At 44.1% G+C, this 24,635-nt stretch carries 17 protein-coding genes; 10 read left to right on the top strand and 7 right to left on the bottom strand.

Annotated features, from left to right (window positions below):
• The first annotated feature begins 114 nt into the window (after positions 1–114).
• Both V202x_RS19395 and V202x_RS19390 read left to right on the top strand, forming a co-directional pair.
• Positions 115–1,065: a DUF1559 domain-containing protein gene (locus V202x_RS19395; protein WP_145178408.1), complete on the top strand. Its 951-nt coding sequence runs from the start codon at positions 115–117 to the stop codon at positions 1,063–1,065.
• Positions 1,066–1,125: 60 nt separating this feature from the next.
• Positions 1,126–1,881: a DUF1559 domain-containing protein gene (locus tag V202x_RS19390; RefSeq protein ID WP_145178406.1), complete on the top strand. Its 756-nt coding sequence runs from the start codon at positions 1,126–1,128 to the stop codon at positions 1,879–1,881.
• Here V202x_RS19390 and V202x_RS19385 read toward each other — a convergent pair.
• The 3 genes from V202x_RS19385 to V202x_RS19375 form a co-directional block, all read right to left on the bottom strand.
• Positions 1,878–2,636: a 5'-methylthioadenosine nucleosidase gene (locus V202x_RS19385; protein WP_145178404.1), complete on the bottom strand. Its 759-nt coding sequence runs from the start codon at positions 2,634–2,636 to the stop codon at positions 1,878–1,880. The two genes, V202x_RS19390 and V202x_RS19385, sit on opposite strands and share 4 nt — an antisense overlap.
• Entirely contained in the window at positions 2,633–3,718 is a 1,086-nt protein-coding gene (gene serC, locus V202x_RS19380; RefSeq protein WP_145178401.1) for a 3-phosphoserine/phosphohydroxythreonine transaminase, read from the bottom strand. Before serC ends, V202x_RS19385 begins: the two co-directional genes overlap by 4 nt.
• Before the next feature lie 152 nt (positions 3,719–3,870).
• Positions 3,871–4,062, bottom strand: coding sequence for a hypothetical protein (locus tag V202x_RS19375; RefSeq protein ID WP_144985433.1), 192 nt, complete (start codon positions 4,060–4,062; stop codon positions 3,871–3,873).
• Here V202x_RS19375 and V202x_RS19370 point away from each other — a divergent pair.
• The 4 genes from V202x_RS19370 to V202x_RS19355 all read left to right on the top strand — a co-directional run bounded on the left by V202x_RS19370 (position 4,061) and on the right by V202x_RS19355 (position 10,381).
• Entirely contained in the window at positions 4,061–4,999 is a 939-nt protein-coding gene (locus V202x_RS19370) for a ribose-phosphate diphosphokinase (RefSeq protein ID WP_145178399.1), read from the top strand. The two genes, V202x_RS19375 and V202x_RS19370, sit on opposite strands and share 2 nt — an antisense overlap.
• A 27-nt stretch (positions 5,000–5,026) precedes the next feature.
• Positions 5,027–7,627 carry a DNA mismatch repair protein MutS gene (gene mutS, locus V202x_RS19365; protein WP_145178397.1) on the top strand — a complete coding sequence of 867 codons (2,601 nt, stop codon included), beginning with the start codon at positions 5,027–5,029 and terminating at the stop codon, positions 7,625–7,627.
• A 139-nt stretch (positions 7,628–7,766) separates the two neighbouring features.
• Complete coding sequence (locus tag V202x_RS19360) at positions 7,767–8,168, top strand: hypothetical protein (RefSeq protein ID WP_145178395.1); 402 nt, start codon at positions 7,767–7,769, stop codon at positions 8,166–8,168.
• A 212-nt stretch (positions 8,169–8,380) separates the two neighbouring features.
• The gene (locus V202x_RS19355; RefSeq protein WP_145178393.1) at positions 8,381–10,381 is read left to right on the top strand and encodes an ArnT family glycosyltransferase; all 2,001 of its coding nucleotides are present in this window, start codon (positions 8,381–8,383) and stop codon (positions 10,379–10,381) included.
• A gap of 12 nt (positions 10,382–10,393) precedes the next feature.
• Here the strand turns inward: V202x_RS19355 and V202x_RS19350 are convergent, their stop codons facing one another.
• Positions 10,394–16,579, bottom strand: coding sequence for an alpha-2-macroglobulin family protein (locus V202x_RS19350; protein ID WP_145178391.1), 6,186 nt, complete (start codon positions 16,577–16,579; stop codon positions 10,394–10,396).
• 222 nt (positions 16,580–16,801) lie between these two features.
• Here V202x_RS19350 and cls point away from each other — a divergent pair, with 222 nt between their 5' ends.
• Positions 16,802–18,232 (top strand): cardiolipin synthase, encoded by a 1,431-nt coding sequence (cls, locus tag V202x_RS19345; protein WP_145178389.1) that lies wholly within the window; start codon positions 16,802–16,804, stop codon positions 18,230–18,232.
• Between the two features lie 34 nt (positions 18,233–18,266).
• On the opposite strand, the gene V202x_RS19340 is transcribed toward cls, so the two are convergent.
• Positions 18,267–19,511, bottom strand: coding sequence for a c-type cytochrome (locus V202x_RS19340; RefSeq protein ID WP_145178387.1), 1,245 nt, complete (start codon positions 19,509–19,511; stop codon positions 18,267–18,269).
• Between the two features lie 162 nt (positions 19,512–19,673).
• Here V202x_RS19340 and V202x_RS19335 point away from each other — a divergent pair, with 162 nt between their 5' ends.
• The 3 genes from V202x_RS19335 (at position 19,674) to V202x_RS19325 (ending at position 22,254) form a co-directional block, all read left to right on the top strand.
• Positions 19,674–20,321, top strand: coding sequence for a TlpA disulfide reductase family protein (locus V202x_RS19335; RefSeq protein WP_197992971.1), 648 nt, complete (start codon positions 19,674–19,676; stop codon positions 20,319–20,321).
• A 28-nt stretch (positions 20,322–20,349) separates the two neighbouring features.
• Positions 20,350–21,384 carry a hypothetical protein gene (locus tag V202x_RS19330; protein WP_145178383.1) on the top strand — a complete coding sequence of 345 codons (1,035 nt, stop codon included), beginning with the start codon at positions 20,350–20,352 and terminating at the stop codon, positions 21,382–21,384.
• 336 nt (positions 21,385–21,720) lie between these two features.
• Positions 21,721–22,254 carry an HPP family protein gene (locus tag V202x_RS19325; RefSeq protein WP_145178381.1) on the top strand — a complete coding sequence of 178 codons (534 nt, stop codon included), beginning with the start codon at positions 21,721–21,723 and terminating at the stop codon, positions 22,252–22,254.
• A gap of 23 nt (positions 22,255–22,277) precedes the next feature.
• Here the strand turns inward: V202x_RS19325 and V202x_RS19320 are convergent, their stop codons facing one another.
• The gene (locus V202x_RS19320; RefSeq protein ID WP_145178379.1) at positions 22,278–23,171 is read right to left on the bottom strand and encodes a uracil-DNA glycosylase family protein; all 894 of its coding nucleotides are present in this window, start codon (positions 23,169–23,171) and stop codon (positions 22,278–22,280) included.
• A gap of 17 nt (positions 23,172–23,188) precedes the next feature.
• Positions 23,189–24,517 (bottom strand): leucine-rich repeat domain-containing protein, encoded by a 1,329-nt coding sequence (locus tag V202x_RS19315; protein ID WP_197992970.1) that lies wholly within the window; start codon positions 24,515–24,517, stop codon positions 23,189–23,191.
• Between the last annotated feature and the right edge of the window lie 118 nt (positions 24,518–24,635).

The raw sequence follows: 24,635 nt of genomic DNA, 5'->3' as shown, positions 1-24,635 counted from the left end.
CACTAAACAGATATCTGAAGAATATACATTCTTCCCAGATGTTTCTCTGTATTCTAATGAGCCCTTATTGTATTCTAGGTTACTGAATCATTACTTTACGTAAAGGAATCCCTCATGGCCAATTGGTATGTTAAGCGTGGTAGTCAAATCGCTGGCCCCTTAACTGTTCAGCGTCTGAAAGAATTAGCAGCCGAAGGCAAGGTCCAGGAATCTGATCTTGTCCGGAAAGGTGAAGAGAGCGACTTCGTTCCAGCAGCCCAGATTCCAGGATTAATTCCTGAATATACCGATAACTTTCTGGAAGACGATTTCCAACAAGAAAGCCAATCTCAAACGACATCACCTAAAAAAAGTAATGCCGTACTTTGGATTGTTGTTGCTGTTGCCGGCGGCGGGTTTGTTTTGGTGATTCTAATTTTGATGGCCCTACTCTTACCAGCGGTGCAGCAAGCTCGCGATGCAGCACGGCGTTCTACGTCGAAAAATAATATGAAGCAAATTGGTCTGGCGCTACATAATTATCACGAAGTTTTTTCGCAATTTCCTCCCGGAGGGACTGCGACCACAGACGGGAAACCCTACCATAGTTGGCAAACTGCTATTCTCCCCTTTGTTGATCAGGCGCCACTTTATAATGACATCGATTTTGACGTAGCCTGGGATGATCCCAGCAACCAAATCATTTTTGAACAGGTAATTCCCACATACTTAAACCCGTCAATTGAAGAAAAGATTTCACCTGATGGATTAGGTCTTTCCCATTATGTCGGCAATGAACTCGTCATGAAGAAAAACAGAGGCAGTCGCATACGAGATATCAAAGATGGTACATCGAATACCATTCTGGCAGTCGAGACAGGCCAAAACTTCAAGCCCTGGGGCGACCCGACTTCGATTGCAAAGCCTATCGAGATCATGGGTCAAGGAAAGAAGTCCTCTTTCAGAGGAGGCAATCATGTCCTCATGGGTGACGGCAGTGTGCGCTTCGTTTCGGAAAACATTGACCCTGAGACATTAAAAAACTTGAGTATCCCCAATGATGGGAAAGCGATAGGAGAGTTTTAGCATTTCGAATGGTTAACTAAAATTTGAATTCATAAATAATAATTGAATCAGGAAAGCCAGATGGTTAACCAACCTCAAAACGTCCCAGTCTCCAAAAACTGCTTTTGGCTTTTCATCAAAATCACAATCGCAGAAATTTGTCTTGTTTTACTAATATGGTATTTAACGCGGCCTGTGTATAGTATTGCACCAGAAGCAGCAAGGCGTGCTCAATCCAAATACAATTTATATTCTATGGGTATAGCGCTACATCTCTACCATGATGCACATCGTATTCTGCCTCCCGAAGCTCCCGTTACTGAAAGCGGAATCCCCTACCATAGCTGGCAAACTCAAATCCTCCCCTACATGGGTGAGGCTGTACTTTATAGTAAAATTAATTTCGCCAAACCCTGGAATGATCCCAGCAATCAAGAATTCTTTCGGGAGAATCTCGAAGTCTTTTTAAATCGAACTATCCATGATAAAAACTCAAATGCTAAAGACTCTTTAGGGGCATATGGAATTTCACATTACGTGGGCAACGAACTTGTGCTGAAGAAAAATCAGTTTTCTCGCCTCACAGATATCAAAGACGGAATGTCAAATACTATAATGGCTCTAGAGACAGCAGAAGATTTTCAACCTTGGGGTGATCCGACGTTTTTAGCAGATCCAATGCATATTATTGGACCTGACAAAAAAACTTCTCAAAGAGATGGTAACCATATACTGCTGGGTGATAATAGTGTGAGATTCATTTCAAAAGACATTGACCCTGAAATACTCAAAGCATTGAGCACACCCGATGGTGGCGAAGAGGTTGGCGAGTATTAGTGCCGGGCTTCATAGAGCTGGGTCACCACACCTTCCAGGAAACTACCCAGACGTGTTGCCGCCTTTGAGGCATCGCCGCGCATCTTCCACATTTCCTTAATACTTTCAGGACGCTTGAAGATGGCTCCTACCGCTGCCCCTGCCCGCCCGGCTCCGGTTTCCCCGAGGATTGAAATTACTTCGGGAGGAAGATCTGTAGAGCAATCGTCGCTAATCGCGCGAATTGCCATGAAGCCTTTCTTCTCAGCCTGACAGACCTGTGCTACCGCCAGGCTTTCCAGATCGACAGCGAGCGCTGCATATTGTTCAGCAATTCTGAGTTTTTCTTCAACAGTACGAACGATCTCATCAGCATTGATGAGCTTCCCCACATAGAGCCCGTGCTCCGGGTCTTCCGGAAATTGAACATCGTTTTTTAATTCCTGGCCATGCAGGTCACAGACGGAAGTACCGACGACAATATCTCCGACCTTCATTTTTGGGTCCAGGGCTCCCGAAAATCCAACCGATAAAACCCAGGGAGGCGAATGCGCGTCAATCAGTGCCTGAGTTGCCGCTCGGGCGCGAGCGAATCCCACACCCGTTTGCACAACGGCAACTTTGACTTGATCAAGAAAGCCTCCCCGAAAGACATACGAACCGCCGGTATATTTCTTGACGTGCTCACAACGATCCAGAAATTGCTGAATCTCCATGTGCAAGGCACAGACCAGTCCTATATCCGCATGTGCTTTATCGACTTCGGGCTGATTCAAGAGGCGTGCTCCTGTTCGAACTCATTCATCATGGAGAGTAACTTGTCAATGCCGGCTTCCGGAAACGCGTTATAAATACTCGCACGCATTCCACCCACACTACGATGGCCTTTCAAGCCATCCAAACCGGCAGCAGTCGCCTGAGCAATGAACTTCGCATCCAGGTCGGCATCGCCGGTCACGAATGTCACGTTCATTAAGGAGCGATCCTGTTTCGCAGCCGTGGGCTTGAAGAGCTGGCTTTGATCCAGGTAATCATATAGCTTACCCGCTTTGGCCTGATTCTTCTGCCCCATCGCCGCTAACCCGCCCTGATCTTTCAACCATTGCAGGACGCGTCCCAAAACATAAATCCCAAATGTCGGTGGCGTGTTAAACATGGAACCCGCTTCTGAGTGAGTGCGATACTGCATCATTGTTGGTATGTCGGTCGGTCCCTGCTCGATGAGATCATCCCGAATGATGACGACAGCCATACCACTGGGTCCCAGGTTTTTCTGAGCACCGGCGTAAACAATCCCATATTTAGAGATATCGATGGGACGCGAAAAGATATCGCTACTCGCATCACAGACTAAAGGCACTCCCGCTGGAACTTCGGGTTCTGATGCGAACTCAGTACCATAAATCGTATTATTTGATGTGAAGTGCACATAAGCGGGTTGCTCACTCAAAGCGACTTCAGAGGGAATGTAGGAAAAATTTTTGTCTTCGCTATTACAGGCGATATTTACATTTCCAAAGAGTTTGGCTTCTTTGACGGCCTTCTTGGACCAGGAACCGGTAACCAAATAGTCGGCTGTCTGATCTTTAGAAAGCAGATTCATGGGGATCATGAAAAACTGAGTCGAAGCCCCTCCCTGCAAAAACAGAACTTTATAGTTATCTGGAACGGAAGCGATTTCCCGGCACAGGCCTTCAGCTTGCTCATAAACGGCGAGAAATGCTTTACTCCGGTGAGAATGCTCCAGAACCCCGATTCCCGTATCTCCCAGTGAAATCAGATCTTGTTGTGCCTGTTCCAGAACGGGCAAAGGAAGTGCAGCGGGGCCTGCAGAAAAGTTGTAAATTCTTTCTGTCATTTTAGATATCTCAACATCAATTGCAGGTTGAAAATTGAATTCAACCCTAAGTAAACGATTTGGTGTCAATAATAGGGGTAAGGCGAATCCACTTGGATACATCCTTCAGGATATTGGCTGGCGTTCGCTTGTTTTGCGATTCAGCATCGATATTATGGAGTCTGCTTTTCTTCGTGAATGGAGTAAAGTGAAATAATCCAGAATTCCCAAGAATAGTAATGTTTTCCGGCATAAAATTGCCCTGTTTGATTGATCTGTTTATTAATGGCTAATTCTCCGAATCCACTCTCCAGAGGCCCCCGAGTCCAGCCCTTCCAGCCTCCACAAGGTGATCTGACCATCATGGCTGGTTCCGGTAATCCCATCCTTGCGCAAGCCATTGCCGATGAGTTGGGCATCCGTTTGACACCGTGTGAAGCGCACCAGTTCAGTGAAGGTAATATTTTTGTTCGTATTAAGGAAAATGTTCGAGGGCGCGACGTCTATCTCATTCAAGGCGTCCATTATCCGGTGAACGATAATTTTGTTGAGCTCATGTTTTGGATCGATGCTCTGAAACGCGCTAGTGCACAGCAGGTTACGGCTGTGATCCCTTTTTTCAGCTATGCAAAAGGAGACAAGAAAGACGAACCTCGCGTTTCAATCCGTGCCCGGGTCTGCGCTGACGCAATTGAAATAGCTGGAGCAGACCGCGTGTTAACCATGGATCTACACAGTCCACAAATCCAGGGATTTTTCAGCGTTCCCGTTGATCATCTCTACGGCCGCCATGTCATCGGCGAACATATTCAAAAAATGAATATCGAAAATCTGGTTGTTTGTAGCCCCGATGTTGGATTTGCCAAAGAAGCTTCTGATTTTGCTAAACTACTGGGAGTCCCAGTCGTCATTGGAAATAAAGCCCGCAAAGACCATTCAGAAACCGTGGAAGTATTGGAAGTCATTGGTGAAGTGGAAGGCAAAAATGTGATCCTTGTCGATGACTTCACAATAACAGGCCGCACTTTGATCAGCATGGCTGAGACCTTGAAACAAAAAGGAGCCAACGATATTTATGCCGCGGTCACACACGGTGTGTTATCCAAAGGAGCAGCAGAGCGAATTGGCAATAGTCCGTTGAAGAAAATGTTTATGACCAATACGATTGAAACCTTAGCTGATCCTCTGCCCGATAATCTGGAGGTCATTTCAGTGGCTCATTCATTCGCTGCTGCCATTCGATCCATTCACGACCGCACCAGCGTCAGTACATTATTTCCGGAAAAGAGAACGAAAAAGTAAACCAATCGTCAGAGAAAAACAGGACGCATGACTAAAACAGGCAAGAAGCTAACCCCCATGATGGAGCGGTATCTGGAAGTCAAACGCCAGAATCCGGGAACTCTGCTTTTGTTTCGCATGGGTGATTTCTATGAACTCTTTAATGAAGATGCCGAAATCGCAGCGCGTATTTTGGGGATCACTCTCACCAGTCGCGATAAATCTTCCAGTAATCCCATCCCGATGGCGGGCTTCCCACACCATTCGCTGGATAATTATCTCTATAAATTAATTCATGCCGGCTACAGGGCCTCTATCTGCGACCAGGTAGAAGATCCTAAAAAAGCCAAGGGGATGGTAAAACGCGAAGTCACACGAGTCGTCACTCCGGGCACACTGACTGACGACGCCTTACTCGATCCCCATGAGAACAACTTTCTGGCAAGTATTCACTTCGGAAAATCAAGTATTGGCCTGGCCTGGCTGGAGCTATCTACGGGACGTTTCCTGACTTCGAACACGACAGCAGAGCATTTAATTGACGAACTGGCCCGCATCCATCCGGCAGAATGTATTTTTGCAGAAGGAAATTCAGCACTGCAAAAAGCGGTAGGGCACCTCGATACAATGCTGACTGAACGCCCTCCATGGTCTTTCGCAGAGGATGAGTGTGAAAAACGTTTATTATCACACTTTGGTACTAAGACGCTGGAAGGCTTCAACCTCGAGCAGGGATCTCCTTCCATCACAGCCGCTGGTGCTCTGCTTGAATATGTGGAAGAAACACAGAAAAGTGCGATTCCACATATCAATCAGATCGAACCTTATGAACGCGGTGATCGCTTATTAATTGATGAAGCAACAAGACGTAGTCTGGAATTGACGCGCACGATTCGTGAAGGGAAACGAGAAGGTAGTCTGATTTCGGTTCTCGATGAAACTGTCACTTCGATGGGTGCTCGTTTACTAACAGAATGGATTGCAAACCCATTAACAAACTTGAATGAAATTCAGAAACGGCTAGATTCGGTTGAAGAACTCTTACATAACCCGGTACTGGTTAATGATATTCGAGAAGAACTCGCCAAGACTTATGATCTGCAACGACTCACCGCGCGCATCGCGACCGGGAGAGCCAGTGCCCGTGATCTGAGTTTTCTGGCACAGACGTTAGCATTACTACCTAAACTGAAAGCGAAACTTACCGGTAGAAAGTCAGTTCTGCTCCAATCACTTGAAACCAGCATTGATCTCTGCGCCGAAGTGCGTGCGGATATTGAATCGATGATCGTGGAAGATCCCCCACTGACTCTCAATGAAGGAGGTGTAATCTGTCCTGGATTTAACGAAGAATTGGATGAACTCCGCTCACTATCACGTGGAGGGAAAGAATGGATTGCCAGCTATCGTAATGAAGAATCCGAACGCATCGGCATCCCCAATCTCAAAGTCGGCTATAACAAAGTTTTCGGTTATTATCTGGAGGTTTCAGCCGCTCATGCTACTAAAGTACCAGAGCATTATATTCGCAAACAAACTCTTAAGAATCAGGAACGCTATATCACCCCTGAACTGAAAGAGTACGAAGAAAAAGTGCTCAAAGCAGAAGACCGGACCATAGAACTGGAACAAACTCTGTTTGACGAATTGCGGGAACGTGTTGCCAAAGAAGCACCACGTACTCAAAAAACGGCTGAGGTACTAGCACAAATTGATGTGCTCTTCGGTTTAGCACACCTTGCCACTCACGCTGGTTATTGCCGTCCCGAAGTTACGGAAGAGCCAGTGCTGGATATCAGAGAGAGTCGGCATCCCGTACTCGACCGTCTGCAGCCGACAGGTGAATTTGTTCCCAATGATGTTTTACTCGGCGATCCATATGGACGCGTCCAGATCATTACTGGTCCCAATATGGCAGGAAAGAGTACTTATATCCGTCAGGCAGCTCTACTCACGTTAATGGCACAGATTGGCTCATTCATTCCTGCCAGTGAAGCCCGTATCGGAATTGCGGACCGTATTTTTGCACGCGTGGGAGCCAGTGACGAATTGAGTAAAGGGCAAAGTACCTTTATGGTCGAAATGACAGAAGCGGCACGAATCCTCAATTCCGCTTCTGAACGCAGTCTGGTCATCCTGGATGAGATCGGGCGGGGAACCAGCACGTATGATGGAATTTCTCTGGCATGGTCGATGACGGAACATCTACATGACCAGATAAAAGCCCGTACACTGTTCGCGACTCACTACCACGAGCTCACAGAATTAACACAATCCCTGAAACAAGCCAGTAACTGGAATGTCGCAGTACATGAGCAAGATGGCGAAATTGTGTTTCTTCACAAAATTATTGAAGGCTCCGCGAATAAAAGCTACGGAATCCATGTCGCCCGCCTGGCAGGTATTCCAGAACAAGTCATTCACCGCGCTAATCAAATTCTTTCCACACTCGAAAAAGATCATATTGATGCCAGTGGAAAGCCAACCATTCCACCTCGACCTCAAAAAACATCCTCTCAACAACAACTTTCTCTCTTTGGAAACACCCCTCATCCCGTGCTCGACGAAATTAGAGATTTGAATGTCGATGAGCTTACTCCCCTGGCTGCTCTTGAAGAATTGTACAGAATTCGTGAACAACTGAAATGAATATATAATTAACAAATTTTCAATATATTTCATTCTGTCAGTTGAATCACAGACACACATATGTACAAAATATTCTTATTCTAAAGGCGTGTTCGTTGCCTTTTACTGACATGAGAATCTTTTTTTAAAGAGGGCCATTATGCGCACCAATAAGCTTACTAACTTAATTGTCGTTTTGTTCACAGGAATTGCTTTGACCATTTGCACAGCTGACTCAGTACCAGCCCAAAAGAAAGAAACGAAATCCACAGAAGCCACCGCCAAAGAAACCAAGACAACTCGTAAGAAATCAAAAGTTCGCGTTCCCCCTCACTATGGAAAACTGAACCTCTCAAAAGAACAGCGCGACAAAATCTATAAAATACAAGCAAACTACAAATCCCAGATGGATAGTCTTAGAAAGCAACTTGCTGAACTGAATTCAAAACGAAAAGCGGAATGTGAAACCGTTCTGACAGCTTCACAAAAATCAATTTTAGATAAAATCCTGTCTGACATTGCCAGTAAGAAGGAAACCAGTAAAAAAACGGTGAAAAAATAATATCGAATCGCTTTGATTTGCTAGCCGATAAAACATGTACAAGGGCGTGGTTTAACATAAAACCACGCCCTTTCTTTTGAGTACTCTGCAAAGTTATACTGTGAGAAATAATTAAAACTTCTTCGATGTCCTTCATTTCTATTCTTAGTCTTCGAAATGTATTCCCGGCTGAGTTAAAATTTATAAAGACATTCAGAAATTAGTATTGGCTCATGGATTCGGAAAAACCAATTTCATCTAGGTCTAAAGCACCCCATGAAAGTCTTCCAGACCAACCATCGCACTCTCGTTGGATTCCCCTGCTCCATCTGTTATTTGTAGTTCTGCTGTTTTGCTTCTTAACCCCCTACGAATGGGATCGAGTTCAATCCGAAGACCAGAACCTCCCCTTTCTCACCCGTTTCTTTTTACAGATGAACGTCGATACCAGTCCGTATTTTATTCTACTACTTCTGAGTCCCATCTGCTGGTTTATTCGCCCTTACTTTAATTTCAAGTTTTTCTCGAAGGTTCTTCTCCCCAAGCTCTCTGAAGAATGGGTCAGAGCAAACCAAGCTTCAGGAAAACTGGATTTTATGGCGATCTGCCTCTGTCTGTTGGTTTCATCCTGTTCATTATTCATGAGTGTCTGGACAGCCTCTCACATCGTGAATGACGAACTTAAGCTCGCAATGGGTGATTTACCACCTGCATATCATGATGAGTACAGCTACCTGTTTCAGGCCAAAACGTTTCTGGAAGGCCGCACTTCATTTCCCAGTCATCCCGATGCGCCTGAGCTTTTCGATCAGATGCATGTACTGAATGAAGGTAAAATGGCCAGTCGTTATTTTCCAGGAACCGGAATCTGGTTAGCGCCCTTTGTCTCCTGGGGACATCCCTATTCCTATTGGGGCCATTGGCTGGCAGGCGCAATAACTACGTTCTTCATTTTCTGGACAGGCAGGGAATTAGGTGGAAATGGAGTTGGTTTTCTCGCCGGTTTCGTGATTGCACTTTCACCGGGCATGGCGATCTTTAGTAACCTGCTTTTAGCACATCACCCCACTTTAGTTGGCCTTGCTCTGTTCCTCTGGTCATTTTTAAGAATGCAGCGGACTTACGCACTACGAGATGCAATACTGGCTGGAATCGGTTTAACGTTCGCGATGCTTTGTCGTCCGATGACAGCGGCAGGCTTTGCACTCCCCTTTGGAATTTGGCTGGTATTCCTCCTCATCAAGTCCTGTCTTAGTAAACAAGATCACTCGACAAAGCCAGAAGCACAAGACTCGAAACCGAAACGTCCTGCCTGGGTATTGACCACTGGTTTGGCAATTCCATTAAGCTGTGGTTTGCTCGGCTTATTTTTTTACAATCAATCCATCACTGGTAGTGGCTGGAAAATGCCTTACCAGCTTTATACTGATATATATACCCCCCGCCATGTCTATGGATTCAACAATGTGATTCGGGGAGAGCAAAAACTCGGGCCGAAAGTATTAGAAAACTATGATAAATGGGCCGAAAACCTGACTCCAGCATTAGCCCTGCAAAATGTACAAAACCGATTTCTGGCCAGCCTGCAATGGACCCTCGGAATCATTCCCCTCGGACTGGCAGGACTGATTTTTCTGATCACAGAGTGCAGACACAGGAGCCGATGGTGGTTGATCTTTGCCTCCATCATCTCACTGCACTTCGTACATATCCCCTACTGGTATGATGGCATTATGCACTGGCACTATGTATTTGAATCTGGACCGCTCTGGGCATTGGTTTTCGCACGAAGTACCCAAACCTTGTTTAGAATCTGGAGGCAAATTGGTCGGCCTTTGATGTTTTTACTCTGGATTTCTATGTTGTTGGTCGCAGTTTTGACCAATCTGACATCGATTTCCCCTCTATGGACTTCTTCGAAGTTGGAAACCATGGTCAATAATGTGGCTTTTTCAAAGCTAAAACATTTCCAGCTACAAAAAATGATACAGCAGTACCCAAAGATAGAAAAACCGGCGCTCATACTCATCGCACATGATCCGGCAGATCGACACATTGATTTTGTGATTAACGAGCCTGAATTAAATCAGTCGGTTCTACTGGGACGTTATCGTGCTGACCGAGACGAGCCAGCAAAATTACAATCCATATTTGCAGATCGGCAGATCTACCTCTTTGATGTATCCCAAAATCGGCTCAGCAAATGGAATGGCGCTTTCTGGGAACGCATCTAGCACCAAATTTCCTTAATCGCTGATTTTGACTTTGATTTCATCCGAATTCGCTTTCAACTCGGGGGCATACATGCCGTAACCTTGAGTGGGCAAGCCACTGAAAAGCCCCGGTATTTCTGCCCGCAATCGATACGTGAGACTGTGTTTCCCACGTGCTAAACGTCTTACATAAAACACAACGCGATCGTCACGATATTCGCGGTAAGCCCTTAATCCAATGCCGGCATATCCGCTGCGAACTCCAACAGGCTCAAATCCTGCTACTTTATAATCCTCAAAAACCAGGTACTCGTAATCATTTTTGCTCTCAAGTACGAGCTCGACTTCTACCAGGTCACCACTCTTGAGGGCCGTTTCTGAATCAATTAACTGGCGTTGATATTTCTCGACTTTCTGATCAACCGCCTGACCGCGCGAACCAGACACTTTCGCAGAGGCTTTCTCTTGAATTAGCTGGTAATATTTTCGTTGGACTTTAATTTCCAGTCCCGCTTCTGTGATGAAATTCTCTTTGGTGAAGTTGGTCACATAGGCATTGTAATACAAGGGGCTTGAGCCTGTCTTCCGAATCTCTAACCGATGAGCGCCTGCAGAAAGGGCATCTCCCTCGATCACCAGCTTATTGTCAAAAGTAAAAAGGTTCTCTGCTGTAATTGTTGCTTCTTTCTGCTTTTGACCATCGAGATAAATTTCTAAAGTTAAGTCGGGTTGATTTTCTCCACTGGCAGACCAGTATTCCGCAAGTGCTTCAATTGCAATCGCAGTATCGGAAACAGAATTCCAATAAGTGGAATGCTTACGATTATTCAACAGATACTTAACTAATTGAGCCGCTTTGGGGTTTTTAGGATCGGTTTTCGATAACAACTTCAGATAGTAAGCATTCGCTTCCACTTCACTACCATACCAATACCACCAGTAATTACTTTCAGGAAGATTCAGATAAGCAGTCTGATTTTCTTCATCCTGAACTAAATACTGGTCCATATTCTCAACAATCATCTGAAGCCGATCCTGACGATTCAATTTCTCTGAAGCCAGCCCCAACATTCCCAGAGCATAGACCGATAGTTTTGTCCGATCTCGATACAGAAAGTCATACATTTTTTCGTTCACGACTTTTTGATTGACCAGCACCATAAAGATATAAGCATCCAGATTGGAAGCAGTCAGTTTATATGGTTTTGTTTTACTAGGCGCATTGAGTAGTTTCTGTACTTCTTTCTCCTGATACTGTTTCAACCAGTCAATTCCTCGTTCCAATGTCCCGGGTACCAGTGCCACTCCATTTTGTTTAGCCAAATTCAATCCCTGCACAACGCGAACAGTAAAGTATGGCGATGAGCGTTCCTGCCAACCGGAAAACCAGCCCCAACCTCCGTCTGTCAACTGCATACTGGTTAAGTCAGCCACACCCTGTTTCACAATTTGGCTCACTTTTGCTTCACTAAATACGGGATTTTGATCATACCGTTTCCATTGTTCGAAGCGTTTTTTATCCTCGCCTATTTCCTGCGCATTTAAGTTCGTTCGTTTCTCTTCGATTTCATTCAAGTTCAATCCCATACGTTTCAGAATATTCTGAGTGATTACCGTAGGAAGAAATCGATACAAAGTGGTATCGGTCGTTTTATGAGGTGAATAAATCAGGTAAGGCAGCGCATCCACCATCGCTCCTGCCAAAGATGGCGAATAACGCAATTCCAATCGAGATAGCTCTGATTTCCGCTGACTCGGAATCTGGAAGCTAATCTGAGCTGATTTATCATCAGCAGGAATGGAACCGGTATACGACTCCGTTTTTAAGATACCATGTACTTTAACCGGAAACGTCATCTGCATCGCATCTGATTCTTCATCCGTTAATGCTTTCATACGAATCACTGCAAAACCGGGACGCACTGCCTTCACCCGCCAATCGATTCGTTTTTCACCATTCGCGGGAATTTCGACTGTCTGTGCTGCTCCGATCAAAGGCTGTAATGTATCGCCATCTAATTCCAGAACGACTTTCACTTGTTTGGATGTTTTCAGATAATTATGCACATTCGCACTGAGAACCACTTCATCCGTCTCTGTAAAAAAGCGGGGAGCCTGTAAACGGAGAATCAAATTCTTTCTGGTCACAACCAGATCCTCTCCTTCTCCCACACGAGTGCCTTGTCCCATGGCCCAACTGCGAATCTTCCAGCTTGTCAGGTTTTCCGGCATTTTCAAAGAAATTTCTGCCCTGCCTTCTGCATCTGTTGTGATGTGCCCGTTCCAGTAGGCAGTATCAGCGAAATTTTGCCTGACCACAGGTTCGACCACAGCCGAAACTTTTGCAAATGCCCCTGCCGACTCTGCATCTGCCATTTCCATCGCAGGACTGTTTGAAGGCATTCGACTCTGCATTACACTTTCTAACCTGGTGATCGATTTACTCAAATTGCCACGGCCATTCCGAGCCCCGAAAAACCCATCGGTTTTCTGCGTTTTATCTTTTGATTCGCCGACAAGATGACCAAATGTGCCAATCACGCGCATCGGGATTTCTTTGGGTCGTAACAAATTACGAAATGTTTTATTCAGACTACTATAAGTTAATGGATAATGTGAACGTTTCCATTTCCAGAAGGCATCTTTAATATTGGGAACATTGGAACCTCCACTGATATATTCCACACTCTTATCGTACATACTCACGACAAGTGAACCCTGCATTGGCTGGCCTTCAGCGTCAGTAACTTTGAGTTTGACTTGTGCATCTTGCCCTGGAAGATATTCCTTCTCGGAAGGTTCAACTTCCACATTGACCACCCGTTTTTCCGGAGGAACTGCAATCTGGCGTGCCACCGTATGGACTCTACCCTGGTGGATTGTAACCGCTTCCACAAAGATATTCGGCATATCACTCTTACTGACATCCAATTCGTATTCCATACTTTTTCCAGCAAGCTTAAGAACATGTGGTTTTGAATAGATTCCATTAACTGGTCTGAGGAAAAGTAAGACTGTACTATCTGCCTGATTGGTATTGATCAGAAGTCGAACCTTTTCATTTGGACGATAGGTTTTCTTCTCAACCACAATTTCAAGATCGTTAAAGCGATACTCCTTGCCATCAAATCCTTCGCCACGAATCGAAAATAGATACCCACCTTCGATTTTATTTCCTGCTTTATCAGTCACCGTATACGCGACACGATATTGTCCCGTTTGGGTAGCTGACATTTTCTGAGTGGCCGTTCCATCATCGGCTGGATTTAGTTCCCAATCCTGAACAGCAGTCTCTTTTGGCGTCCCTTGATCATCGTATGTCACACGATAGAGAATAACTTTTCCTTTGCCAGTCACCGGTTTTGAATCCAGCGTCTGCGCCTTGAACGAAGCGGTCATTGTATCTCCGACCTGATAATAGCCGCGATTCATCCAGGCAAAGACTTTAAATGGCTTTCTAGATACAAGGACCGTTCCCTTACCCACAATGGTCCTTCTCGACTCATCAACTACTTCAGCAGTAATTTCATACTTATGATCTTGATCGCCATGAATGGCTTTCGCTAAAGCAGTCTCAATTTTAATATCGACTTTGCCATCCGGTTCGATATCAACCGTATTTGAAAGAACCAACTCAGGGGGAGCGGAGCGATGGGGAATCCACCATGGGCCTGGCGCTCGACAACCCCAAATCCCCCAGCCGGGATACCAATGGTAATCACTGACAAACCACCAATATCCCGTTCCATACAGCCAATCCCAGCGGCTAAAGGGGTACCAGCGTTGCTCATAGGCGGTTCTAGTGACTTTATATTTAACCTGCCCCTTCGTCACGGGACTGCCAAAGTAATATTTGGCATTAATTTTCGCAGTGATTGTATCTCCTAATGCAACGGGCTCTTTGGGAGCCTCAACAAGAACTTCAAATTCCGGCTTTTTGTATTCCTCGATCCGAAATGAAATATTTGACCGAACTGTTGATTTTCTGCTTGCCCCTTGAGAAGCGAGATATTCTGCGCGCAATTGCAGATAGTACACACCAAGTCCTGCATCTTTGGGAATCTCCCAATCGGAATTGACACCACCAAATGCATCAGTGGTGAGAGACTTTTCAAAAATTGTTTTACCTTTATTGTCTCTCAGTTTGATGCTCACTTTATAATTAGCAAACTCGGTTGTATCCTTTAAATCATAACCGACACGGCGTAACCAGAATTTATAGTTAACGGTTTGCCCGGGTCGGTATACAGGACGATCGGTAATCCCATAGACTTTGGGTCGCTGAGGGTATTTTTCATTGATTGACCGCGAATACCAAAATCGTTCAAAGCCGGAATAGGCAAACCGCCCTGATTTAGTTCTGGCAATTGTGATCCATTGATATTTTGCCTTTAGCAGAGTCGCGTCAGGAAATGCCTGACCATTTTCATCTGTCTGCTCTGCAAAATTGGACGTCAGCATTTGATACTGGTTTCGTCCTGTATGTTTTTGCCAGTAACCAAAAAACTCCAGATTCGCATTAGGAATTGGTTTACCGGTACGAGAGTCAGCAACGTAATAATAAGTACGCCCCGCTAACTTTTTATGAATGATCGCTGTGTCATCCAGCCAAACAATAATCCGACTGGTATTACCGTTTTTCATCTTTCCAATCAACAAATATGCTCCTGCATTCTGCAATGGTGTATTGATTGTAATCAGTCGATCACGGTGACCAGAAAGTGGGTCAAGATCAAGCTCCCACTGAGAAACCAGTTTGCCTTGGTATTTTTTCTGCTGTTCACGGACGAGACGATATCCCAGGTTTGAAATATTAATCGCATTCCAATTCAACTGTTTGGGATGTGTCTTCAAATAGTCTTTGACATCATTTAATAATTTTTCTACATGCACTTCGTACGCTTCAAACTGAACCTGTTCTGCATTTCGAAAACGGAAGCCTACTTTAGCTCCCGAACCGGCTGCCTGCGTTCCAATCGGTTCAAATTGCCCCCAGTTTTTAATAATCTGGTCAAGTCGCTTCTGTTTGTGTTTGTAAGGGTCACCATACTTTTGAATGCTCTCTTGAATATACTTTACTGCAGTCGGATATTGTCGTCGGTTTTCAAAGATGCTTGCCAATTGAGACAATGCATTTTCCGCAAAAACGCTCTTCCCCATTTCAACAATCTTTTGGTACAAGCGAATAAAGTTGACGTCGTCTGGAAGATTGAGCCGTTTAATTCCAGTGGCCAGTCTGGTTAGCGTCTCTGTTTCTTTAAGGCTTTCCAAAGAAAATGGATTGACTTGTTCATTTTCTGCTTCACTTTGATCGAGATTAATCCGCGAAAAATACCCCATATAACTCTGCAATGTCTGAACGCCAAATTGACTACGATAAAAGTTTGCAATTTGAAGTGATGCATCCTGCCGGCGAGCTGGTCCCAGTAAGATCACTCGGTTCAACATCCAGCGCCAGCGTTCTCCGTCGTTGGCAGCAGCCTCGAAGGATTGAGGAACGCGATAAAATATCGGATTTCCCTCTTCATCGACGGGCGCTCCTTGTGGCCCCTCACTCAGATAGCCTCGGTAGAATCTTCTGGAATTTTCGCTGACGTCGAGATAGTCAGGTACTTTGTTCAAGTCCGTCAGAATCTGCAGCTTCCAGGCATTTCCTCCTTGACGACCATTCATAAAATAGACTGCGAAGTCATAATAAATATCTCTCGCCAACACAGTATCATCGCTATTTTTCAATTGATCGACTGCCTGGGTCATCAATTGGAGTGCACGTAAACGGTCTTGCTCCTGAGTATTGATATACTGTGCTGCTCCTCTGTGATTCCCGCGAATAAATTTTCGATCTACGATATATCCATAATGCGGTCCTTGAATCAGACTCTCAGCGATTTTCCACAACACACGCGGCTTGTCAGAATGTACCTTTAAAATCGATTCACGAAATTCATCAATCTCATTCACGCGATTCAACCGTTTGAGACATTGAATCCCTCCAAGCAGATCATTGGTAATGCCTAAACCGGTATTATTGCGACGAGTCGCCAGCTTCTGATAGATTTGATAGGCATCTCGATACTTTCCCTGCTTTTGAAACGTTTGAGCCAGGGCGCGTTCATCGGGAATCTTTTTCTCTGCGGCAAAGAGATAGACTCCCAGGACACTGGAAAAGAGAAGAATAAATGACCATTGAGCACTTTTCTTCATTCTAAGTAGAAACATTGCTTAACCTGTATGTAAAGATGGGATTGGGTTTGAGAGTATCAGACGAGGATCATAGTAATTTCTAACATTGAGACGAGATAATTCTGGTGTTCAGTTCCAGGAATTATTGAATTTTTCAATCAACTCATAAAATTCAAGGTATGAGATTGAGAAAAATTCCTGCATAATCTGACTTTTATTTAAATTATACACATTTGAGAGATGTAAAGAGACGAATCTATGGATTGGATAATGGGCGTTTTGTCACTCTGTGGCTACCTGATCACTCTGGCTCTGATTCCGACGATTCTTTTACAAAAAAAACGCCACCCCTCTGCTTCAATTTCCTGGATCTTAACAATTATTTTGTTACCTGGTCTGGGTGGGATCTTGTATCTCTTTTTTGGAATCAATCGCGTACAAAGGCGTTCTCTTTCAAAAGAAAGGTCTAACCAGTCTCTTGCCCCCAAACTTCCACAAGTCATCCAGAATCAATTACTTTCCATGGATGGCTACCTGCATTTCAATCGGATCATGATGCGATTAGCCAAAAACGTCGGTCACACCGTCCCGACTTTTGGTAACCGTGTTGAACTCGTGACAGATACCAATCGTACCTTGGGACTGATTAAACAGGCGATTTTAAATGCCAAAAGTTCTATTCATCTTGAATACTATATTTGGCAACCTGATCGCTCCGGTACTCAGATCAGAGATTTATTAATCGAGAAAGCGAAGGCTGGCATCGAGGTTCGCTTTCTATACGATGGTTTTGGCTCACTAAAGTTAAGACATCGCTTCTTTAAACCGATGCTTGAGGCGGGAATTCAAGTAGCACCTTTTCTTCCAGGTGCCACTTTTCGCGAACGCTGGTCGATCAATTTAAGAAACCACCGTAAGATCGTAATCGTCGATGGAAATGTGGCATTCACCGGTGGAATGAATATTGGTGATGAGTACCTGGGACAAACCATAGAACTTGGTTTTTGGCGAGACACACATTTAAAAATAGAAGGGCCTGAAGCGTTACAACTACAACAGGTCTTTGCAGAAGACTGGTTTTTTGCTACAGGCGTAGCGTTGACTCAATATCATTACTATCCCCATCCGGAGCCAACAGGAAATGTGACCGCCCAAACCCTCTTATCTGGCCCGGAAAAAGATGCCGATGTTTTCCTGACGATTATGTTTGCGGCGATCAATGAAGCACGGGAAAGTATTCAGCTAACCACATCTTATTTTGTACCACCTGAATCCTTAACAACCGCTTTGGAGTCAGCAGCTCAGAGAGGAGTACATGTAAAGCTATTACTTTCCGGTAAATCAGCAAATCCATCTACGGTATATGCGGGTCGTTCTTATTATGATTCTCTACTGGATGCCGGAGTAGAAATTTTTGAATACACGAAAGGGATTCTACACTCGAAAACCTTAGCAATCGATGGCTGCTGGTCTTTGGTAGGAACAGCTAATTTTGATTTTCGAAGTCTAATACTTAACTTTGAAGTCGGTCTGGCAATTTACGATCGAAAATTTGCACAAAGACTAATGGAGTCAACCGAAAAAGATATTCTTACTGCAACAAAAATTACGAAAGTCGACTGGGCCAAGCGTAGAAAAATCACAATTTTAAAGCAGAATCTCTGTCGCCTCTTCGCACCTGTAATGTAGAAATGTAGACAAGTCATTCAAACTAGTAATTTAGTCAAGGACTTTTATGGCGGTAAGTCTGAGGAGCCCCGTCTGGTAACGTTGCCAAAAAGCTGATTAATTGTAAAACTTCCTCTTTTGATAACAAGTTCAACAACCCTTCTGGCATTGATGATTTTTTTACTGGAATAATTTCATCGATATCTTTTTTATCAATCAGATGTTTTTCGCCTTTACCAGTTAAAATCAGTAATTGATCTCGGTTCGCTGTCGCTCCCATCATTCCTGTAAGCACCTTTCCCTGTATAGTGACAATAGTAAAGGTGGGGTACTCTTCAGGAATGAAATGCGAAGGAAACATTGTCGCCAACAAAATTTCCTTCTGTTGAAGTCTGCGGCTGACACTCGTCAGGTCTGGGCCGACCTTCTCGCCCAGTTTCCCGAAACGGTGACACTTGACACAAGTTGCTTTTACAAATGATTGCTCACCCAATTTTAAATCGATCTTGTCTTTCGACCGCTTTTTCAACTCACTCATTAAGTTAGTAAATTTCCAACGACTCTCTGCATCTTCTATGGGAAAAACGGGCTCTAACTCATCTGGATATTGCTCTGTAAACCACCTTTGCCACACCAACATGGGGGAGTGTTTTTCTACAGTTGATTGATCGAATTTTACTCCTGTCCAATGAGATAAGAGTTGCGAAGCAATCTCCTGCCCCAGAACATCCTGCGCCAGACCTACCAAAATAACTTGTCGAATCCATTGCGCTTTGTTGGAACGACGACGAAATTTTGTAAGCACACTCATCACTGTTTTTGCCTGCTCTCCTTCAACCACGTTAAGAGAGCGGACCAATATTCTCCAATCAGCATCTCGACGCTGATTCTCCTTGGAGTACCAACTGATCGCCTCTGCCACATCATTTCGACGTTCTGGATAGGATTCGAAGAGTTCATGTAAATACATCAATGTTGGTTTATCAGCAATCCGAGCCATTGCAATCAACAAAGCGTTTAAATGGCGCTTCGATTGTGTGTCTGAATGCTTCTGGTTCCGTAAATCAATCTCAAGATCACGTAATGCAGAAAATTCAGCTCCCGTCATACGACTTAATGGCTCTCCCGCAATGACAATTTGAAATTCTCCTTGTGAGTTTTCTTCAAGAAATGCTTCATCCAACCCATCAATTTTCAAGGAACGTATGGGCTCTTTTGCATGCAGGATCACCAGTGTCCCGAAAATCATTGGAATTAAGACGATAGTCCCAATGCTGGATAAGATCCTCTGGATGATCATGTATCAGTTCCTGTTGTTGGCTACTTCATTTGATTTATACTTAAACAATCTCAATCTAAATCTTACAGAAGATAATACTCTTCACACTATGTTCTTTTATCAGTTTTGTATAATATTTATCGAGGTATGTTAGTTTTATTTCTTCATTTCAGGGACGATGACATGACAATTTCCTATTCAATCTATAAGGATATGATCAGCACCTGCTGCCTGCTCTCAATCTCGCTAAGCCTGGTTTTCTGGTCAACAGGGTGTTCATCAGACCAAAGCTCGCAGTCCTCCAACCCAACAGCAGAAACACAAGCTCAGTCCACAAAACCTGAAGTTGATGAAATCAAGCCAGCTGAAACCATTGAGATTACATTGACATTAACTGATCTTAAAGGCTTTCAGGAAATCTTGGACAAACAAAAAGGGAAGGTTGTGTTAGTTGATTTCTGGGCAACATGGTGTATTCCTTGTGTGAAGAACTTTCATCATTCTGTTGAATGGAACAATGAATATGCTAACCAGGGACTGAGCGTTATTTCCGTGAGCATGGATGATTCGGATGAAGACACAGAAAAAGCAGTGTTAAAATTCCTGGAATCTAAAGACGCACAAATGATTAACTTGCTGGCAACGGCTGCCAAAGATCAGGACCCGATGGATACTTTTGGAATTGAAGGTGGAGCCTTACCAAATTACCGAATTTATGACCGATCAGGAAACCTCGTTGAAACATTTGCATCTGACAACCCAGACAATCTCTTCACACAAGCCCAAATCAAAACTGCTTTAGAAAAAACATTGAAGCAAAAGCCAAACTAAACCATACCCTCATTTTTGAGATTTGAACATGTTCCGTAGGCTCTGGTCGACTTGCCTCGATGAGTTTCTTGGCTTTTATTTATTACACCGGTTTTTCTATTTTAAAAAGCATCCCCTGATTATCTCGAATGCGGGAGAGTCATCGCCTGAGTTATATAGTAGCGATCTCACAACTTTCTTTTCACCAGTCCCTGCGCCAGCTAAATTGGAATTTCAACCTCAACTGAAACCGTTATCCAATTCTGTTATTCCCACTGCGAAAGTTGAAGATTTTCAATTTGCCAGTTCCATCCAAACTGGTTTTCCTGAAAATGATCTCGTAAAGGGGAGGCACTGGAAATCAACTTCCATACCTACCGAAAAAGAAGAAACACGACAATATACCGTAGTCGCCGTCGATGGAATCGTGCAACTGGGGGTGCGCAGCTTTAACAGACTCGCCCAGCGATTAACCCCTTTTGGTATCGATGTCATCATGATGGATAGCCCCTTTAATTTCAGACGGACTCCGAATGGCTATCGTCCAGGTCAATTAATTGCTGGAGGCAATTTAGATCATCAGTTAACCGTAGCACGTCAGGGAGTACTGGACCTCTGGAGCCTGATTCTCACGTTGCAGGAAAAAGGTCATCAAATTGGTCTGGTGGGGATCAGTCATGGGGCCTGGATGACATTGACAGCCGCTCTATTAGTTGAACAGCTAAATTTCGTCATGGCAATCACACCGCCTGTTGACTTGTTTCATATCCTCGATGAAGGAGGTGCGGTGGTAAATGCAATTCGTCGTGGAGTGGCTCATGAAACAATTGATCGGGAGCGTTTGAAATCCCTTATCAGTCCACTCATTGTCTCTAATTGGGAGCCTTTACTGTCACCTGCATCGATTTATCTTCATGTTGCCGACTACGATCGTTTTGTTCCGTCATTCCGAATTGACAAGCTGGCTGAACAATGGCAGGCACAATCATTCCATCACAAACTTGGACACATCGAAGCAACTACCGGCCCCAAAGTGGTTTCGCAGGTTGCCTCAAATATTCTTGATTTTTGGGATGTCAGTTAAAATACTCCCAAGTTCCTGAGCACATTTGCCTCACTTCTACAACTTGATTGTGATCCACCACAAAATTCAATCGTTACAACCTGTATGACTGATATCATTTCATACATGATGACTTTTTCTACCAGATCATGATGAAAAAAAGCATCATGTTGTCCTTTCGCAACTTATTCTTGGAATAGAGCCTCAATCGAAGAATTCAGTGATTATCTTCGACAAATTATTGATGCTTCCAGTGGGCCACTACGTTTATCATGTGTTAGATAAAAGTATTTAATTCGTCTTTATAGTTAACCTTTTTTGATTAAAACAAAAAAGGAAGCTGCCAAGGGAGCAACTATGCAGGTACGAGTTCGCGATCTAATGACCGTCAATCCCACCAGTGTGCTGATGGGCACAAGTCTGCAGGAAGCTGCGGAACAAATGATTCTCGCAGAGTCTTCTGAAATCTACGTTACTGATCTGCAAATGCGGTTAGTTGGCGTTGTTCCGGATTATGAAATCCTCAAGCATAAACTCATGCATCAAAATCTGGACGCCCCCATCAATTCTATTATGAACGTGCAAATTGATGCCCTCTCTCCAGAAGATGATGCGATACAACTCGCCTTTTTGTTTCGTGACCGACGTAACAGCTGTATGGCCGTTACGGAGAATGGTCGACTTGTTGGTAAACTGAGCTGCAGAGACGTATTTCGCGTGATCATGGCATTGGATTCCATTGAAATGGCAGAGGAACAGACACAAGGAGAACCAACTTCCTCAATGACGAGTGCACCTGTCCCAGCCGTTTCAACAATCAACCCACCTCACTTAGCCAAAAGCAGTCTCAGAAAACATTTCCTGCAGCAAAACGCTCCCCAGGCTAAATAATGGGCCACTCATTTTTTGATCTGTCAGCTTTGGGCTTTTAAATCAATACCCATGTCCTGAAATAGATCGATCATATCTTCCCACACATTTTTCTTCGCTGAAGGATTTCTTAGCAGATAGGAAGGATGATATGTGCAAATGACTCGGGCGCGGCCATATTCATAAAATCGGCCCCTCATTTTACCGATTGGTAATTCTGATCTCAGCAAATTCTTAGCTGCTACTGACCCCCAGCAAACGATATAGTCAGGATCCACAATCTCAATCTGGGCATCCAAAAACCCACGGCAATTTGCGGCTTCCGTATCAGAGGGATTTCTATTTCCAGGTGGACGGCACCTGAGAATATTGGCGATATAGATATCACTGCGTTTTAATTGGCAAGCCTCGATAATCTTATCGAGCAATTTTCCCGCACGCCCTACAAATGGTTCGCCTTGTTTATCTTCATCAGCCCCGGGTGCTTCTCCGATGAACATGATCTTTGCAGCTGGGTTCCCTACTCCAAATACAGTTTGTGTGCGCGTCGAAGCTAACTCAGGACACTTTTGACACTGAGCAACCTGATCAGCAATAATATTTAACTCTGCTTGTCGATCCGCCTTTTTCAGTTTTGATTTCGTGGTTCGAGTCACACTCATTTCCTTTCGAGGTTCTTCAGTCTCAATTACCGTATTGATGGGAGACGGATCATTCTCTCGGAATAGTACCCCCTGATTAGCAGAACTCTGTAGTTCCTTCGAAGATGTTCGTGGCTTTGCTCCTGACGGATTGACCTGTAGAGATTCTTCAACTACTGTTTTCTCTGGCATGACGGGAACAACACGTTTGATATGTTTTACCCCAGATCTTTGCCAGCTTTCGATTAATTGGCGGGCAGCCCTGGTTTGCGAATGATTGTTCTTATTGTCATTCATCCCACGAACACCTGACTTTATCGTTTCACCTTACAACCCGGTACTGCTGCTTTGAACTTTTCGACTCCCTTATCGGTAACTTGTGTAAAGCTGAGCAGGAGTTCTTTCAAGTTTTTCAAAGCGGTCAGTTTTTGTAAACCTTCATCCGTAATTTCTGTTTTGCTTAAGTTGAGATACTCCAGCTTTTTTAGCGGAAGTAAATAATCCAGTCCCTCATCAGTGATTTTCGTGCCTTCCAGATTGAGGCGTGTGAGATTGGTCAAGCCCGAGATAATTTTCAATCCCGCATCGGTTGTTTCAGTACCCCATAATCCGAGACGTTGCAACTTTTTCATGTTTTTAATCTGCTCAAGCCCTTTGTCACCAATCATCGATTCATCCAAATCGAGATAAGTCAGTTCGGTTAAACCAGACAAATACTTCATACCTTCATCCGTAACCACGGTGTCGCGTAAATGCAAAGTCTGAAGTTTTTTCATCCCCTGTAAATTCGCAATTCCAGGATCGCCCACAAAATCCCGCCGTAAATGCAAGGCTTCCATGTTGGTCATATCTTTAAGATGTTTCAGTCCCTCATCCGAAATTTCCGTATCATCCAGTTCCAGTGATACCAGGTTTTTATCTTTTAAGAGTTCTAAAGTTTTATCTGAAATATTCCTCCCCCAAGTGTTCAATCTTTGCAGATTCGGTAATTCGGCCACATTCTTCATTCCCTCGTCAGTCACTTGTGTCGCCTGTAATTTGAGAACTTTTAAGTTCTTCATGCCTTTAATCAATGGCATTCCTTCGTCATTGATTTCCTTGTTGAATCGCAAATCGAGGTCTTTCAAATTAGGAAACTCGGCAACGACTTTTAGCGCATCATTGGTAATATTAGTCGCCCGCAGAGAGAGTACTTGCAGATTTTTTAAATCGGCGAGGTTTTTGACACCTTCGTCACCGATGGCGGTACTTTCCATATTCAAATACCATAAATTTTTCTTCTTACTAATCTCTTCGGTAGCAGTATCTGTAAAATCAGGTCCCCAGATCGTCAGTCGTTCCAGGGATGGCAACCCAGCAAGGTGCTTCAAATCTTCATCCTTAGCCGTTGATCCTTTCAAATCCAGGATCAGAACACGTCCATCATCCGACAGTTTCATCGTTGCTCCCAGATCCTTAAAAGCTTGCACTGCCTCAGGAGCGTCTGGTTTTGGTTGAACTGCCTCATTTGTTTGTTTGTTGGAATGACTCTCTTCCGCTGAAGTCGATTTTGCTTTGGAATCAGGCGTTTTGGAGGTATTCGAATCAGGACAACCTGATAACAAACATAATCCCAACAGAGAAAGAATCGCTTTCATTTTCATACTGTCATCCCTTGTTATGGGCGATAATGCTCGAAAATACATATTTGTGATAAAGGGAGGATTCTTGGATTTGGAAGCTTTCCTATTTTCTCATCGAATAATCAATCGACATGAAACA

The sequence above is a fragment of the Gimesia aquarii genome (genome assembly GCF_007748175.1).
Taxonomy (GTDB): Bacteria; Planctomycetota; Planctomycetia; order Planctomycetales; family Planctomycetaceae; genus Gimesia; species Gimesia aquarii_A.
Note: the sequence above shows the minus strand (reverse complement) of the source record. Positions and strands in the feature narration are given on the sequence as shown.

Bases quoted from the DNA above. Each gene is read 5' to 3' on its own strand.
- serC (WP_145178401.1), bottom strand. From the start codon at position 3,718: ATGACAGAAAGAATTTACAACTTTTCTGCAGGCCCCGCTGCACTTCCT.
- V202x_RS19320 (WP_145178379.1), bottom strand. From the start codon at position 23,171: ATGAATGACAATAAGAACAATCATTCGCAAACCAGGGCTGCCCGCCAA.
- V202x_RS19390 (WP_145178406.1), top strand. From the start codon at position 1,126: ATGGTTAACCAACCTCAAAACGTCCCAGTCTCCAAAAACTGCTTTTGG.
- cls (WP_145178389.1), top strand. From the start codon at position 16,802: ATGGATTGGATAATGGGCGTTTTGTCACTCTGTGGCTACCTGATCACT.
- V202x_RS19330 (WP_145178383.1), top strand. From the start codon at position 20,350: ATGTTCCGTAGGCTCTGGTCGACTTGCCTCGATGAGTTTCTTGGCTTT.
- V202x_RS19340 (WP_145178387.1), bottom strand. From the start codon at position 19,511: ATGATCATCCAGAGGATCTTATCCAGCATTGGGACTATCGTCTTAATT.
- V202x_RS19335 (WP_197992971.1), top strand. From the start codon at position 19,674: ATGACAATTTCCTATTCAATCTATAAGGATATGATCAGCACCTGCTGC.
- V202x_RS19315 (WP_197992970.1), bottom strand. From the start codon at position 24,517: ATGAAAATGAAAGCGATTCTTTCTCTGTTGGGATTATGTTTGTTATCA.
- V202x_RS19370 (WP_145178399.1), top strand. From the start codon at position 4,061: ATGGCTGGTTCCGGTAATCCCATCCTTGCGCAAGCCATTGCCGATGAG.
- mutS (WP_145178397.1), top strand. From the start codon at position 5,027: ATGACTAAAACAGGCAAGAAGCTAACCCCCATGATGGAGCGGTATCTG.
- V202x_RS19360 (WP_145178395.1), top strand. From the start codon at position 7,767: ATGCGCACCAATAAGCTTACTAACTTAATTGTCGTTTTGTTCACAGGA.
- V202x_RS19325 (WP_145178381.1), top strand. From the start codon at position 21,721: ATGCAGGTACGAGTTCGCGATCTAATGACCGTCAATCCCACCAGTGTG.
- V202x_RS19375 (WP_144985433.1), bottom strand. From the start codon at position 4,062: ATGATGGTCAGATCACCTTGTGGAGGCTGGAAGGGCTGGACTCGGGGG.
- V202x_RS19355 (WP_145178393.1), top strand. From the start codon at position 8,381: ATGGATTCGGAAAAACCAATTTCATCTAGGTCTAAAGCACCCCATGAA.
- V202x_RS19395 (WP_145178408.1), top strand. From the start codon at position 115: ATGGCCAATTGGTATGTTAAGCGTGGTAGTCAAATCGCTGGCCCCTTA.
- V202x_RS19350 (WP_145178391.1), bottom strand. From the start codon at position 16,579: ATGTTTCTACTTAGAATGAAGAAAAGTGCTCAATGGTCATTTATTCTT.